Here is a 14,965-nt window from a genome sequence, read left to right as displayed (position 1 = left end):
CGCCCCGGCAGTGCTGGTGCAAATACAAAATTTGCGTTTACACGGCGCTATTGGAAATATTTTCAGGGAGTATCGATATGTCCCAGATCGCGCTCGGGAAACAATAGGTCCCGCACGCGCCGCTTGAGTTCCTTTGCTCCGGGAAAACCGCCATCGCGCTTGCGCTCCCAGATCAAATTTTCACCAATGCGGATTTCGAATACTCCTCCAGTTCCGGGTTGTAATGCAACCTGTTGTAGGTCATCCGCAAAAGTGTGAAGCAACTCCTGGGCCATCCAGGTAGCCCGCAACATCCAATTGCACTGCACACAGTAGTGGATGGTTATGCTCGCTTTCACTATTTTTTATCTCCCTGTGACCTACTCACCCCAAGCCGGCAACAACTTTTGTTCCACGCCCAACTGATCGAGCAGTCTCGCCACCACAAAATCGACTATGTCTTCGACCGTGCGCGGCTTCTGATAAAAACCGGGGCTGGCCGGCAGAATCATCGCGCCCATGCGGGTGAGTTTGAGCATATTTTCCAGGTGAATCTCCGAGTAAGGCGCCTCGCGCGGAACCAAAATCAACTGGCGGCGCTCCTTCAACGCCACATCCGCAGCGCGCTCAATCAGATTATTGGAAGCTCCACAGGCAACGGCCGACAAAGTGCCACCGCTGGCCGGGCAGATCACCATGCTGGCCGACGCTCCAGTGCCGGATGCCACCGGCGAAAACCAGTCGCGCTTGCCAAACAATTTCAACTGGCCCTCCTGCGCGCCGAAGCGATCGGCGAGAAAAGCCTGCAGTGTGTCATCGTCGCCCTCCGGCAGTTGCAGGTCGGTCTCTGTATTGATCACTACCTGGGCCGCCTCAGACATCAACAGCCAGACGCGCACGCCAGAAGCGAGCAGGCACTGCAACAAACGCAGGCCGTATTGGGCCCCGGAAGCCCCAGTCATGGCCAGGGTAACGGTTTTATTAAATGTGGCTTGCTGCAAGATCACTTCCCCGATCACTAAAGTGCTGACTCTTTTCAGGTCGAATAGTTATATTTTTGCTCCAGGGCTCCAATCAAACGCTGATGGATACCACCGAAGCCGCCGTTACTCATCACCACGATATGACTGCCCTCGCCGGCGAGCTGCAGTGCCGATTCCACACCATTCTCGATAGTGTCAAAAATCTTGGCCGGCACCGGAGAGTGGTGAGTAACTTCATTCAGAGACCAATTCATCCCTTGGGGCTGATACCACAACACCATATCCGCACCGCTACAGGCACTGGCTAACTGGCCCTGATGCACGCCCATACGCATGGTGTTGGAACGGGGTTCAATCAAGGCGATGATCTTGTCCTTACCCACCTTGGCCCTGAGGCCACTGAGTGTGGATTCAATCGCAGTCGGGTGGTGGGCAAAATCATCGTAAACGCGGATACCAGCCACTTCGCCCAGGCATTCCATACGGCGCTTTACGCCTTGAAAACGCCCAAGGGCAGAGGCGCTTAGCTCAGGTACCACACCCACATGACGGGCTGCAGCCATGGCTGCAAGACCGTTGCGCACATTGTGCATACCGGTGAGATCCCACTCCACACGCGCCACTTCGGCACTCTCGAACAGCACGGTAAAACTGCTGCCATCCGCGGCGATATCCACCGCTCGCCAGTCGCCGGCACTGATCCCCGGCTGATCCTCACTGGCAAAGCGCTGAACTTCACTCCAGCAACCCTGCTGCAATACCTGCTCCACATTATCTTCTGCGGCGCTGACAATCAGGCCGTTGCCGGGCACCGTGCGAACTAGATGATGAAACTGCCGCTGGATCGCCGCCAAATCGTCGAAGATATCGGCGTGATCGAACTCCAGGTTGTTGATAATCACTGTGCGAGGGCGGTAATGCACAAACTTAGAGCGCTTATCGAAGAAGGCGGTATCGTATTCATCTGCCTCCACCACAAAGAAAGGGGACTCCCCTAAACGCGCCGACACTCCAAAGTTGCCTGGCACACCGCCGATCAGGAAGCCTGGCTGCATATCCGCCGCTTCCAGAATCCAGGCCAACATGCTGGCAGTTGTGGTCTTGCCGTGAGTGCCCGCTACTGCCAGTACCCAGCGCCCACCGAGGAAATGGTCACAGAGCCACTGGGCACCGGAGGTATAGGCCAGCCCCTGTTCAAGTACCGCTTCCACGGCGGGATTACCGCGGGACATGGCATTGCCGATAATGACCAGGTCTGGGGCCGGCTCCAACTGAGCCGGGTCATAGCCCTCGGTGATCTGAATACCCGCCTGCTGTAGTTGAGTGCTCATGGGGGGGTAAACATTGGCATCGCTACCGGTGACCCGGTGTCCTTCGGCCACCGCTAATTGGGCTAGGCTGCCCATAAAGGTGCCGCAAATACCGAGAATATGGATATGCATGGCGAAAATCTGTACTCCTGGGGGTTGCGGCGCAAGCTTACCACGGCAAAACAGGCCAGTAATTGCCAAATGCCCCGTTTGCCATGCAATTTACTCGCTATTCCATTAGACTCCGCCCCCGCACAGATCGGCCTCACCCCCGGTAGGGTGGTAGGAATTTTCCAGCTACGGCCGACACCCGATACGAGCTCCCGGAGTTCCCCCACTGGCGCCGCCGAAGAGCGTCCGGCGGACAACCGGATCGGGTCACTTCCCAAGATCTCTATGAAAACAGGATAACCATGTCGAAGAAGAACGCCTTTTACGCGCAGTCCGGTGGTGTGACTGCCGTAATCAATGCCTCCGCCTGCGGCGTAATAGAAGCTGCCCGTGAAAACCAGGACAAAATTGGTAAAGTCTATGCGGGGCTGAACGGCATCCTCGGCGCACTGCGTGAGGAACTGATCGACGTGAGCCAGGAAAGTGTGGAAGACATCGCCGCACTGCGTCACACTCCCTCCGGCGCCTTTGGCTCCTGCCGCTACAAGCTGAAGAGCCTGGAAGAGAATCGCGCAGAGTACGAGCGCCTGATCGAAGTATTCAAGGCCCACGACATCGGCTACTTCTTCTATAACGGCGGCGGCGACTCCGCTGACACCTGCCTGAAAGTCTCGCAGCTGTCTGAGACCATGGGTTACCCAATTCAGGCCATCCATATTCCCAAAACGGTCGACAACGATCTGCCGCTAACCGACAACTGCCCCGGCTTCGGCTCCGTAGCAAAATACGTTGCAGTCTCAACCAAGGAAGCGGCCATGGACGTAGCCTCCATGTGCGCCACCTCCACCAAGGTCTTTATCCTCGAAGTGATGGGTCGTCACGCGGGTTGGATTGCCGCTGCCGGCGCCCTGGCCCAGGAAGAGGAAGGCGATGCACCACATATTATCCTGTTCCCGGAAGTGGCCTTCGATAAAGAGAAGTTCTTGGCCAAGGTGCAAAAGACCGTGGACGAGAAAGGCTACTGCGTAATCGTCGCCTCCGAGGGCGCCCAGTACGAAGATGGCACCTTTCTCGCCGATGCCGGCACTACCGATGCCTTCGGTCACAAGCAGCTGGGCGGTGTGGCACCAACCCTCGCCAATATGATCAAAAGCGAGCTGGGCCTGAAATACCACTGGGCACTGGCCGACTACCTGCAACGCGCCGCCCGCCATATCGCCTCCGCCACCGATGTGGAGCAGGCCTACGCCGTCGGTCGCGCCGCCGTGGAAATGGCGACAGCCGGCAAAAACGCCATTATGCCGGCAATTATTCGTGCAGAAGGTGAAGAGTACAGCTGGTCTATCGCGGAAGCGCCATTGTCTGAAGTGGCCAACGTCGAAAAATTTATGCCGAAAGAATATATTAGCGAGGACGGCTTCGGCATTACCGATGCGGGACGCGAGTACCTGTTACCGTTAATTCAGGGCGAGGACTACCCACCCTACAAAAACGGCGTACCCCAGTATGCGAAATTAAAAAAGCAGCTGGTGGAAAAGAAGCTGGATACTGAGTTTAAGGTGTAATCTTAAAACTCTTTCATCCAGATTTTAAAAAGCCCCCGAATAAAACCGGGGGCTTTTTTATTGAATATTGTTTAAGCGCTTGTTATTGCTACTCTACATCCAATCAAAATAAAAAATTATTACTATACAATTTAGCTAAATGAAACGTCTGTTCCTGATTTAGCTCTTACTATCTTCAACTCTGACTGCCTGGAGCTGAAATGCCACCAGATCCCCCTTTATTCTCATTTTAAAATCTCAAATATCTTATTGACACCACCAACTTGCCACTAAAGCCAGAAAAAACCATCACCCTAAACCCCCTAAAATTACCGCTAAAAATATCTAACAAGATACTCTTTTCTTTGTGGTAACTTTATATTTTCTCACATCTCAACCAACCCCTAGCATGTAGACACAACCCACTCAAAAAAATCAGCCACAACCGCAGAAATCGCCGCTCCAGCTCACCCACCAAACAAAAATAAAATCAAAAATCCTGAAAATTGCAAAAATACACCCTTCCTTTTGGTACAGAATTCTTAAAGAAACATCCAAATAGCAAGTGGCACAAAAGTACAAAATTTTCAATTCTCGAAAACATAATCTATAGAAGCCCGCCAATTAAAAAATTTTTTGTGAAAATATAAAAATTATAGAAAGTAATATTTGAATTCCTATAGATTCAAACTGCATAATCAGGCGCCAAAGATAACCGGTTAAAAGTTATGAAGAGAAAAATTATAAAGATCTCCCTAATTGCCTTACTCCTATCCGGTTGTAGCGGTGGCGGATCTGGTAGCAGTAGCACCGGCGATACTGCTGAAAAAAATTCACCTGTAGCAAGTACCCCTTCAACAGGAAACGGTACTCCACCGGCAACAGAAGATCCCTCAAATGGAGGTGACTCCTCTATTGCACCAGAGCAAGTAAAGCTAATTGCTTTAAGTTTTGAGGCAATAAAGAAGTTCCGCTTCGCGTGGATTGATGCTGAAAATGCCAGCCACTATCATTTACTGGAAAACCCCGATGGGGTCTCCGGTTTTAGACGGGTTGCTGAATATATTCCCCAAGGTAATGAATCCCTAACACTCAAGCTAGAAACAGCACTCTATTCCCGAACTAATGCGCAATATATTCTACAGGCCTGCAACGGTGAGGGATCTCAAGAAAGATGTAGTGATTCAACGATACTTTCTGTTGACGATTTTTTACTGACAGGAAGCATTGGCTATTTCAAAGCGAGTAATACAGATGCCCACGATGATTTCGGCAAAGCAATCAGCCTTAGTGCTGATGGCCAGACCCTAGCAATAGGGGCACCTCGAGAGGATAGCAACACCACAGGTGTTAATGGAGATGGAAGCAATAATGATGCAGATGAATCCGGTGCGGTGTATATATTTACTCTCAGTGAAAGCGGCTGGCAACAGCAGGCCTACCTTAAAGCCAACAACAATAGAAAGTGGGAGTATTTTGGTTCAGAACTCAGTCTGAATGCCGATGGCCAGACTCTTGCAGTAGGTACTGATAGTGGTGTTTATATCTTCACCCGCAATGAAGATGACTGGCAGCAACAAGCCTACCTTACGGCCAGTGATACAGATGCCTCTGAAAACTTCGGTGATTCACTCAGCTTTAGTAGCGATGGCCAAACTTTAGCTGTTGGGGCTTCAAGAGAGGATAGCGGAGCAGTCTATATCTTCACCCGAGATAAAGGCACCTGGCAACAGCAGGCCTACATAAAGGCTAGCAATAGCGATGAAAATGACCTTTTTGGTTATACTGTCGGCCTCAGTGCCGATGGCCAGATACTCGGAGTGGGCGCACCAAATGAAAATAGCAGTGCTACCGGTATTAACAACGATCAAAGTAGCAATCGTACATATAATTCTGGTGCGGTGTATATCTTTGCCCGCAGTGACACCGACTGGCAACAACAGGCTTACATAAAAGCTAGTAACACTGATGAAGGTGATTATTTTGGTTCTTCACTCAGTTTAAGCGCAGACGGCAAGGTCCTGGCCATAGGAGCTACAGCTGAGAGTAGCAATGCTTCCGGTATTAATGGCGATGCAAATAACAACCAGGCAACGGGTGCTGGCGCAGCTTATATTTTTATTCGCAACAACGATACTTGGCAGCAACAAGCTTATATTAAGGCAAGTAATACAAATTCTTATGACCGATTTGGTGGATCTCTCAGTCTTAGCGCCGATGGCCAGTCCCTAGCGGTAGGAGCCATTCGGGAGGGTAGCAGTGCCATTGGCATTAATGGCGATGAAGGCGATAATAGTGCAGATTGGTCTGGTGCCGTGTATATCTTCGCCCGAAGTGAGGACAACTGGCAACAGAAGGCCTACCTAAAAGCCAGTAATACCGAAAAGGGAGACTATTTTGGTTTTGGTAATATCAGCCTCAGCGCAGATGGCCAGACCTTAGCGGTAGGGGCCTTTCAAGAAGATAGTGGCGCCACGGGCATCGGCGGAAATCAGCAAGATAATTCAGCATACTCTAGCGGAGCAGTATATATCTATTAGCGCTTAATTAGCCGATGAGAAACAAACTGAATTATCAGCTTGAGGGCTCAGCGAAAATTTCTTAGCACAAAATCAATAAGCCCCCACGGGGGCTTTTTTATTGGTACAACTTAAAATTACTGTTTCTCTCCGATATCTGACCAAACCGCAAATTCATTGCCGCTGGGCTCGGCAAAATGAAAGCGCCTTCCTCCGGGGAAAGAAAAAATAGGTTTGACCACCTTAGCACCGCACCGCTCGACTTTTTGTAACGTATCTTCCAGGTCAGAACTATAAAGCACTACCAACGCGGCACCATTCACTGCTGAGCTGTGCATATCCGCCTGAAAAAAGCCACCGTCCAAGCCTGCGCCGGAGAAAGCGGAGTACTCGGGGCCATAATCTGTAAATTCCCAGCCAAAGGCCTCAGTGAAAAAAGCCTTGGTCTTTGCCAGACTCTTAGATGGGAACTCTACATAATTAATTTTTTCATGATTATCCATACCAAACTCTCCCGATATTTTAATTTAATTCTCCCCTAACCAACGACGGGTTTTTCCGGTGTATCAACCACCCGAAAACTGCCATTGGCCAGCGCGAGGGGTTGATCGTTATGCATAATAACGGCGCGATCCATCATCAGGTCAAAATCCAACATGGCGTAAAGAACAACTCCACGCCGCCCCTGGTAGATATTCGGCCGATAAACCAGTGCTGCCATACGTACTCCCATAGGCGCATACGAGTAACTGGCTTCACATACCAGCTTGCCACCGGCAGTGATATAGCAGTTGGATTCTGACTCATAACTGACAACATAGGTGGAGAGATCAGGGAAATCTCCCACCTCGGAATAATGGGTGCCAGTCCACTCCAGGCTTAAACCTACGAGATTTTTGAATGCACACGACATAAAGCGGCGCCCCTGTAACCCAACAAGACAGAACCTAGTATGGTCCTTCTTTCTCCCAAAGGGGGTCATCAGCTTAAAAACAAATGGGGGCAATTAATTTTTTAAGGAGAGCGAAATAAAAAAGACCGCACCACCAGGGTGCGGCCATTCGCTTCTAGGGAAAAGCTATCAACTCAAAGAATCCTGGTGAAGCGACGACAGGGAATTCAAAACCCCGGCGCCAGGGCAACCAGAATATTTATTATTAATCAAAAATTGACATATATCATCGTGGCCAGGAAATTTTTACTACTTGGGAGGCGCTATCTTCAGCGTCCTCACCATCAGTCACTGTGAGGGTAATTTCGTAATTACCCGTTTGTGCGTAGCGATGTAACGCCCAACGACCGTTGCGCTGCACTCCATCCCCAAAATCCCAGTGGTATTGCAGTTTATTATCACCACTGTATTGGCTGCGATCTTCTACCCATACCCAACGGAAAAAGCGATGTAGTTTAAAGTTAGCCTGCAATGAAATCGCATCATCCATCACTTCAATAATCTGTTCTTGTGTGGATACCGCACCGCGATCGTCTTTTACCTGCAAACGTACCAAGTAATTACCCGGCACATCGAAAGTGTGGCTGGGATTTTGCTCGCTACTGGTTACACCGTCGCCAAAATCCCAGGACCAGCTCAACAGCTCACCATCTGCATCACTGCTGTTATCGATAAAATTAATCAACAACCCTTCAGACTCCCAGCTGAATTCTGCCGTGGGCGCTAGGTTATCTGCACTCAGATCCAGCTCAACAATTAAGGGATCGTGATCGGATGCACGGAAGGGGCCTGTAGAATAGAGGTTTTCCTGCTGCTCTAGGCTCTTGTGTTCAAGGTTGTAATCCAACACTCGCGGTTCATCGGCATTAATATGCCAGTCCACGGCGGCAGTAACCAACGGAGCCAGTGAAGGGCTGGCCAGCGCATGATCCAGGTAGCCAGACTGGCCGTCATAGACATAGGAATAAGCCTGTCCCGCTCCGTACCATTCCAGCAGGTCGGTATACCCCGCCCCTTCAAGAGCCGTAATTGGATTTTCCATGGCGTAGCTGTTGAGGTCGCCCAGCACTAAAACACGGTCAATTCCAGTTCCGGTGGGGTCATTCTCAACCCAACTCACCAGGGCATCGGCAGCCTGAGTACGCAGAGCATTCCAGCAGCCCTGACCATCCCCCTGATCACTGTTCAGGCTGCCATCATTTGGACAACTTCCCTTGGATTTAAAGTGGTTCACCACCACGGCGAGACGCTCACCAGAGGAGAGTTCGGCAAATGCCTGCAACAGCGGCTGGCGGTTACCGTCATCAAAAGGATAATCCTGCAGAGTAACGGCGCTGCCAATCGGCATAACGCGGTCGCTGCGGTAAATCATGCCCACGGCGATTTCATCACTGCCCAGCTGCGTGAGGTCCGGCTGCACAAACTGGTAGCTATGTCCTGATGCTGCTGCGTTGAGCCCATTGACCAGATCCTGGATGGCACTATCGACACCGTAGCCGTCGTTTTCCAGTTCCATCAAACCGACAATATCGGCTTCCATACGCAGGATTGCAGAAATAATTTTCTCTCTTTGGCGCTCAAATTCTTCCAAAGTATCGGCACCGCGCGAAGTGGGAAAGCCACCTCCGTTGCCGTCACCATTGAAGTAATTCAGCACGTTAAAGCTGGCAACGCGCAGACTGCCATCACCCGGTAAGATGGGCGCTTCATCGCGTAGATTGACCGGGGTAAATTGGGGGACTTCCACAGGGTGAACACGATAGGCACCAAAGCCGTACCCCATCACTCCGGTAAGCCCCTCCAGAGTATCGCCACTGCGCAAGGTGTTAGAAGCGCTGAGACCCGAGGCCGGATAAGGCATTGTCTCGGGATTTTGCACTGTGGAACCATCGTCCAGAATAATCTGGTTGAGTGCGTTGGCTTCCACTTGAGCCGCCGCTGCGGCGCCCGGCATATTATTGTGGGTGGGGATATACAGGCGGCCGTTGGACAGGATCACTTCGCCATAGCGGCCCAGGTTGTAATGACCGTTAACGGTGAGGCTCTGTGGGAATTCAACCAACATCCCTTCGAGCTGCTCCTGCTCTTCTACTGAGCCAAACGGCATCTGTACATTAGCCGCCGTTACCTGATAACCGCTTCCGCAAACGCTAACACCATCAATCTGATTCAACTCAGTGAAATCAAAAAACTCATCGACGATACCCCCTACGCGCACCAGGTCGCCAACTTGCACACTCACACCGAAGGCATTGTCGTGTACAAACAGTCCTTCTGAAGTCGCATCCACGCCATCCTGATCGCTGTCCTCTTCCTGCAGGAAGAAACCGGCCAGGCCGGTATTGGGATCTTGGAAATTGCCGACGACCACCGCCTCAATTTCGTGGCGTTCGCCTTCAAGTGCACTCGCGGTGCCGCTGCCCTGTATCTGGCTGATTAAGGTTGCCGCATCGCCACAGGCCCCCAGCTCGTTACCGCCATTACCGTCACCATCTCCATTGCCACCATCGGCGCCGTGCCAGCCCAGGTGATCAAAATTATTCAACCCCTCACTGGCCCACTCCAGAGCGGGATCGAAGGTGCTGTTGCCATCGGTGCGGCCTGTCTGCACATCCAGATTGCGTACCAGTGTTTGGTTTTGTGTGCCGAGGCTGCTATTGCCCCACTGGCTACCGGGGTCAGTACCAATTTGGCCGATCACATCAACAAAACCATTGGGACCTACAAGTGCTACTACATCGTCACCATTAAACAGGCCACTGGTGTAAATCTGGTCGGCCTGATCCAGCAACACCGTATCGGCACTGCCATGGGCCAGAACAAATACCGCACCGCTCTGCAAGGTGCCACTCAAGGCGATATTCGCTGAGGCGCTATCGGAGCCGTTGAAAAAGAGCTGGATTGAGTAATTACTCAAATCAATCGCAGTTTCGCTGCCGTTAAAAATTTCTAGCGCCTTATTGTTACCACTGCCCTCAATGTACTCCGAGATAATGAGGTCGCTGGCTTGGACCTCTGCAGCCATCAGTGGAAGACCCAGGGCTGCCAGAGCAGCCAAGCCAAATTGTTTCATCGTCGTTATTCCCAGTTGCCTGATACGGATTAAGCGGCGCAAAGAGTGGCGGGGAATTCCTAAATTTCGATGAAACAAATGTTAAATTTCGGTTTCAATGTGTGCTGATTGGAAAGGCTTGGCATTAGCGGGCAACCTAAAACCGTGTATCCGCGATCAAGCGAAGGGTTAACGGGTTCACAGGAGGTTGAGGAAATGCCACAGCGTAGGGAGATACTCTACAATCATTTATATAAGCACTTATATAAATTCAACACTATGAAATACAGCCAGCTGGGTACTCGCCTCAGGCATTTAATCGAATTACTGGATGGCGATGTCGCAGATAGTTACCGTACCTGCGGTATTAAAAACTACAAGCCGCGTTATACACCGGTGATGCGAGCCCTTATCCACAAGAGCCCGGTCACCATCAATGAAATCGCGGCCAGTGCCGCAATCACCCAGCCGGCGGTCAGCCAGACGATCAGAGATATGGTCCAGCAGGGATTGTTAGAAATCCTCACCGGGGAGGATGCACGCCAGCGCAAGGTCCGCCTCAGCCGTAAAGGCCAGCGCTTACTACCAAAGCTTGAAGTCCACTGGCAAGCCACCGTTGAAGCGGAGCGTTCATTAAATCGGCAACTGTCTACACCTCTAACAGCACTCGTCGAAGAGGCGATTACCGCTCTGCAGGAACACCCCTATCTTGATCGCATTCAGCAGTGCATTGCCAAGGAGAATAAAAAACCATGAAACTGATTGCCGCCTTCAGCCTGGCCCTATGCCACACCATCTCTTCAGCGACTCAGGCAAGCGCCACCGATAAGGATTGCCAGTTTAATCCCACCGTAGTTATCCAATCCGCTGCCAGCGCTATTGCAGAAACTTATGTACTCGCAGACAAAGCCCAGAGCGTTTCCTTGGCGTTGTCTGAGATGGCCAGTAGCCCTGAAGCTTTGCGCCTTTGTCGGGATTCCGAAAGTTTTGCCAAGCTAATTACCGAGAAAATCCGAACACTGTCCGGAGACAAGCACTTCTATTTGGAGCCGGTAAGCCCTAATGAAGATTCCAACAACTGGATAGCACAGTGGCGGGCCGAGGCGCCCAAGAACAACTATGGTGTAAAGAAACTAGAGTTATTGCCCGGTAATATTGCCTACTTCAAACTCTCTTCATTCCACACTTTTGAAAATGCCCGGCAAAGCCTGGCCGCGGCATTTACCCTGTTGCAACACAGTGACGGTCTGATATTGGACCTGCGCAATAATGGCGGAGGTGATAGTGATACAGCCACTGCCATCCTCGAATCCTTTGTGGACCCCACTAACCCCCTGCCATATGTCATTGAAACCAGAGAGAAGCAACTTTCCCCTGAACGCATCAAAGAACTTCCTTGGCCAGCCTATGGCACCCAGAGACCCATGGTAGTACTGATCAATGGGCGCTCCTTCTCCGCATCAGAAAGCATCGCCTTCTCGCTGCAACAACTGGGTAGAGCCACTATTATCGGTAGTGCCAGCGCCGGCGGAGCCCATATGATGGATGCGCCTCAGACCCTGCCATTTAGCTTTGAAATTGGAATTCCCTCTAGTCGCCCGGTTTCGACTTTATCTAAGGAGCTGGTTAACTGGGAGGGTCAGGGGGTGAGGCCGAATATTGAAAGCAGCGAGCAAGAAATTTTACAGGTGGCGTTAGAAGTTCTTAAAAAATAAACTGCGTTTTAAAGCACACCCAAACTTTAAAGCAATGGAATTGTAGAACTCAACAATGCGTACCTCTTTACAACCTATAACCCAGAATAACTATGAGGCGATCTGCGATCTGGATGTCGCCGAAGCGCAGCAAGAATACGTCGCCTGTAATATGTGGTCACTAGTGGAGGCACAGTTCAATTCTGGATATGAAACCCGTGCGATTTATACGGAAGAAAAGCCCGTTGGTTTTCTTATGTGGGTGAAAGAGAGCCGTGAAAAAATTTCCATTTGGAGATTTATGGTTGACCAGAAGCAGCAGGGGAGGGGGATAGGTAGGGCAGCGCTTCAGCTAGCCCTACAAGAAATCCGGCAAACACCCAATATCGAGCAAATAGAAATCTGCTACAACCCCAAAAACCCAGTGGCTAAAGACTTTTATTCCAGTTTTGGTTTTACTGAAGTGGGTATGGATAAGGACAACGAAGATATGCTTGCCATTATCAACCTCACCAACAAAACTCCTGAAGAGGCTGATGCTATCTAAACGGGCAGGCGGGCTTAGTGCCACTCCAGACCGGTAAATCGAGATCTTCTTTATTGTCTGATGGCGCCCCTGTGCGACTCTTAAAAGAACCTTCCTCTATGGTCAGGCGCATCAGGGCCGTACCCTTGCGCTCCTGAGGGTTTGGAGCGCGCACCTGGCTCCAGCGGCAGGGCTCGATATCTTCGATAATAGATTTGAAAACCGCATCAAACTCCTTTGGGTCCTGCACCCGCGCACCGCGGCAAAACAAAACTGCCGAGCGATAGTTGGCACTGTGATGAAAGGCGGATTTAGCCAGGACCCATTCGTCATAGTGGGCAAAGGAAATACACACCTGCTGCCCCGAATCCAGTAACTTCTGCAGGCGGCTTTTATTGAGCACATGAAAATACAAAAATTCCCCATGGCGCCATACCGTCATGGGAATAACAATCACTTCACCATCCTGGGTAAAACCAATATGCCCCAGCTTCAGCTCATCGACCAAACGATAAATATCCTCGCGGCGATAGCTGGCCCTCTTGGCAGCACGGCGCACCCGGCTTTTCGCAGTTACCGGCAGTTCACTCTTTGCGGAATCTAAAACTACCATTCTTAAAAACTCCCACAACGATTTATCAACAACAGATATCGCCAATATAGGGAGTTGCTGGTACTCTGATTAGATCCAGTTTTAATCAGTTAATGGTGCCAGTTTGAGCAGCCCCGATTTTGCCGACTTAACCCTGGACCCCAGGCAACCGTTACAAAGCCAGCTATACCGCAGCCTGGTGGAATGGATTTGCAGCGGCCGTCTCGCAGCAGGGAGCAAGCTCCCCTCCTCTCGTAGACTATCCTCCACCCTGAATATCAGCCGCAATACGGTCACACTGGTGTTAGAGCAGCTCAAAGCAGAGGGCTTTGTTACCAGCCGTGTCGGACAGGGCGTTTTTGTATCTAACGCCCTGCCCGCTTACGTACAGAAACCACGGCACCAGGCATGGTATTCCCAAGACTCCGATGGCACAGCTCCCTTACCAGGGCTCTCAGCCCTTGGTCAAAAGCTGCAGACTGCCACGGCATTTAAAACCGACAGCGGTGTATCTCTACCTTTTTCACCGGGTATACCGGATCTCAATGCCTTTCCTTTAGCTATTTGGTCCAGACTCTACAGGCGCCACAAAGATAGGTTTCCACTGCTCGGCTATGGGCACAGCCAGGGCCATCCACCCTTACGCCAGGCACTGGCAGAATACCTGCGCAGCTGCCGCGGAGTGCTCTGTGATGAAAGCCAGATCATCATAACCAATGGCGCCCAGGAAGCCTTGAGCCTGTGCGCACAAGTGCTACTTGGCCCCGGAGATACCGCCATCATGGAAAACCCTGGCTACCGCCGCGCCCGCTGGGTGTTTCAAGCCTGCGGCGCCAAGTTGGCATTGGCCGAATTGCAAAGCGGCTATTTAGACGTGGATGCACTGATCAAAAGCCAACTGCACGGCAAAGTCCTCTACACCACGCCAACCCATCAGTACCCCATGGGCGGAGTCATGCCTGCCAGTGAACGGCTAAAGCTGTTGGACTGGGCCAGCAAGACGCAATGCTGGATTTTAGAGGATGACTACGACAGTGAATTTTCCTTTAAGCACAAACCTGTCGCCGCTCTCCAGGGAATGGCAGAGCATACCCCGGTTATCTATATGGGCAGCTTCAGTAAAAGCCTGCAGCCCGGCCTTCGTTTAGGTTACATGATCGTTCCCAAACCCTTTGTACAGGCATTTGCTCGGGCAAAGGAAATACTCTCCGGCCACTCCCCCCTACTTGCCCAGGCGGTTGTTGCCGACTTTATTGACGAGGGACACTTCGTACGACACCTGCGCAAAATGCGCATCAACTATCGGGAAAAATGGCTGCATTTTTGCGACTTGGCACGAGATAAACTGGAGCCCCAGGCGCAACTCATCGCAAGTAGTGCCGGAATGCACTTGGTACTCGCCACGCCCGGCAGGAATGACCTAGAACTATCAAAGCAATTAGCCCAGCACCGCTTCGGTAGCACGCCACTTTCTTTTTTCTATCCCGACAAATCATTGAACCATGGCCTGGTATTAGGGTTTGCCAATACCAGTAAACAGCAGAGAGAGGACTGTATAGATCTTCTGCAGAGTTTTTTAACACACTCATTCAGCTAGCAAACTTTCAATATCATTATTATTGGCAACAGCATTTCTATGCCATGGTCAGTAGAAAATATTGTTAGTGTATTTCTTATATACACTCACCCTGCATATGCCTGGC

The 14,965-nt window shown here is 51.0% G+C and carries 13 protein-coding genes; 6 read left to right on the top strand and 7 right to left on the bottom strand.

Annotation, left to right across the window (positions count from 1 at the left end):
* Window positions 1-62 precede the first annotated feature (62 nt).
* The 3 genes from ACJJIC_RS07320 to mpl are packed head-to-tail and all read right to left on the bottom strand — an operon-like array spanning window position 63 to window position 2,404.
* Complete coding sequence (locus ACJJIC_RS07320) at window positions 63-338, bottom strand: Rdx family protein (protein ID WP_286036977.1); 276 nt, start codon at window positions 336-338, stop codon at window positions 63-65.
* Window positions 339-359: 21 nt separating this feature from the next.
* Window positions 360-986: a flavin prenyltransferase UbiX gene (locus tag ACJJIC_RS07315; protein ID WP_435583650.1), complete on the bottom strand. Its 627-nt coding sequence runs from the start codon at window positions 984-986 to the stop codon at window positions 360-362.
* Between the two features lie 29 nt (window positions 987-1,015).
* Window positions 1,016-2,404: a UDP-N-acetylmuramate:L-alanyl-gamma-D-glutamyl-meso-diaminopimelate ligase gene (mpl, locus tag ACJJIC_RS07310; protein ID WP_445356697.1), complete on the bottom strand. Its 1,389-nt coding sequence runs from the start codon at window positions 2,402-2,404 to the stop codon at window positions 1,016-1,018.
* 281 nt (window positions 2,405-2,685) lie between these two features.
* Here mpl and ACJJIC_RS07305 point away from each other — a divergent pair, with 281 nt between their 5' ends.
* Both ACJJIC_RS07305 and ACJJIC_RS07300 read left to right on the top strand, forming a co-directional pair.
* Entirely contained in the window at window positions 2,686-3,948 is a 1,263-nt protein-coding gene (locus tag ACJJIC_RS07305; protein WP_445356696.1) for a 6-phosphofructokinase, read from the top strand.
* A 707-nt stretch (window positions 3,949-4,655) separates the two neighbouring features.
* Window positions 4,656-6,467, top strand: a complete 1,812-nt coding sequence (locus ACJJIC_RS07300) for a hypothetical protein (protein WP_445356695.1) — start codon at window positions 4,656-4,658, stop codon at window positions 6,465-6,467.
* Between the two features lie 116 nt (window positions 6,468-6,583).
* On the opposite strand, the gene ACJJIC_RS07295 is transcribed toward ACJJIC_RS07300, so the two are convergent.
* From ACJJIC_RS07295 to ACJJIC_RS07285, 3 genes are all read right to left on the bottom strand, one after another.
* On the bottom strand, window positions 6,584-6,949 hold the full coding sequence (locus tag ACJJIC_RS07295; RefSeq protein ID WP_445356694.1) for a VOC family protein: 366 nt from the start codon (window positions 6,947-6,949) through the stop codon (window positions 6,584-6,586).
* Window positions 6,950-6,984: 35 nt separating this feature from the next.
* Window positions 6,985-7,359: a hypothetical protein gene (locus tag ACJJIC_RS07290; protein WP_444883934.1), complete on the bottom strand. Its 375-nt coding sequence runs from the start codon at window positions 7,357-7,359 to the stop codon at window positions 6,985-6,987.
* Window positions 7,360-7,624: 265 nt separating this feature from the next.
* A complete protein-coding gene (locus ACJJIC_RS07285) occupies window positions 7,625-10,471 on the bottom strand; it encodes an ExeM/NucH family extracellular endonuclease (protein ID WP_445356693.1) in 2,847 nt (948 codons plus the stop codon).
* Between the two features lie 195 nt (window positions 10,472-10,666).
* Here ACJJIC_RS07285 and ACJJIC_RS07280 point away from each other — a divergent pair, with 195 nt between their 5' ends.
* From ACJJIC_RS07280 to ACJJIC_RS07270, 3 genes are read left to right on the top strand one after another with little or no spacing between them, the layout of a single operon-like run.
* Window positions 10,667-11,206: a MarR family winged helix-turn-helix transcriptional regulator gene (locus ACJJIC_RS07280; protein WP_445356692.1), complete on the top strand. Its 540-nt coding sequence runs from the start codon at window positions 10,667-10,669 to the stop codon at window positions 11,204-11,206.
* Window positions 11,203-12,165, top strand: a complete 963-nt coding sequence (locus ACJJIC_RS07275) for a S41 family peptidase (RefSeq protein WP_445356691.1) — start codon at window positions 11,203-11,205, stop codon at window positions 12,163-12,165. The genes ACJJIC_RS07280 and ACJJIC_RS07275 overlap by 4 nt, the downstream gene beginning before the upstream one ends.
* 55 nt (window positions 12,166-12,220) lie before the next feature.
* Window positions 12,221-12,691: a GNAT family N-acetyltransferase gene (locus tag ACJJIC_RS07270; protein WP_445356690.1), complete on the top strand. Its 471-nt coding sequence runs from the start codon at window positions 12,221-12,223 to the stop codon at window positions 12,689-12,691.
* On the opposite strand, the gene ACJJIC_RS07265 is transcribed toward ACJJIC_RS07270, so the two are convergent.
* Window positions 12,684-13,283, bottom strand: a complete 600-nt coding sequence (locus ACJJIC_RS07265) for a pyridoxamine 5'-phosphate oxidase family protein (RefSeq protein ID WP_445356689.1) — start codon at window positions 13,281-13,283, stop codon at window positions 12,684-12,686. The two genes, ACJJIC_RS07270 and ACJJIC_RS07265, sit on opposite strands and share 8 nt — an antisense overlap.
* A 103-nt stretch (window positions 13,284-13,386) precedes the next feature.
* Here ACJJIC_RS07265 and pdxR point away from each other — a divergent pair, with 103 nt between their 5' ends.
* Complete coding sequence (pdxR, locus tag ACJJIC_RS07260; protein ID WP_445356688.1) at window positions 13,387-14,859, top strand: MocR-like pyridoxine biosynthesis transcription factor PdxR; 1,473 nt, start codon at window positions 13,387-13,389, stop codon at window positions 14,857-14,859.
* Window positions 14,860-14,965 lie beyond the last annotated feature (106 nt).

The sequence above is a fragment of the Microbulbifer mixtoriginis (SeqCode) genome (genome assembly GCF_052468275.1).
Note: the sequence above shows the minus strand (reverse complement) of the source record. Positions and strands in the feature narration are given on the sequence as shown.

Bases quoted from the DNA above. Each gene is read 5' to 3' on its own strand.
- ACJJIC_RS07305 (WP_445356696.1), top strand. From the start codon at position 2,686: ATGTCGAAGAAGAACGCCTTTTACGCGCAGTCCGGTGGTGTGACTGCC.
- ACJJIC_RS07295 (WP_445356694.1), bottom strand. From the start codon at position 6,949: ATGGATAATCATGAAAAAATTAATTATGTAGAGTTCCCATCTAAGAGT.
- ACJJIC_RS07285 (WP_445356693.1), bottom strand. From the start codon at position 10,471: ATGAAACAATTTGGCTTGGCTGCTCTGGCAGCCCTGGGTCTTCCACTG.
- ACJJIC_RS07290 (WP_444883934.1), bottom strand. From the start codon at position 7,359: ATGTCGTGTGCATTCAAAAATCTCGTAGGTTTAAGCCTGGAGTGGACT.
- ACJJIC_RS07300 (WP_445356695.1), top strand. From the start codon at position 4,656: ATGAAGAGAAAAATTATAAAGATCTCCCTAATTGCCTTACTCCTATCC.
- ACJJIC_RS07270 (WP_445356690.1), top strand. From the start codon at position 12,221: ATGCGTACCTCTTTACAACCTATAACCCAGAATAACTATGAGGCGATC.
- mpl (WP_445356697.1), bottom strand. From the start codon at position 2,404: ATGCATATCCATATTCTCGGTATTTGCGGCACCTTTATGGGCAGCCTA.
- ACJJIC_RS07275 (WP_445356691.1), top strand. From the start codon at position 11,203: ATGAAACTGATTGCCGCCTTCAGCCTGGCCCTATGCCACACCATCTCT.
- ACJJIC_RS07265 (WP_445356689.1), bottom strand. From the start codon at position 13,283: ATGGTAGTTTTAGATTCCGCAAAGAGTGAACTGCCGGTAACTGCGAAA.
- ACJJIC_RS07280 (WP_445356692.1), top strand. From the start codon at position 10,667: ATGCCACAGCGTAGGGAGATACTCTACAATCATTTATATAAGCACTTA.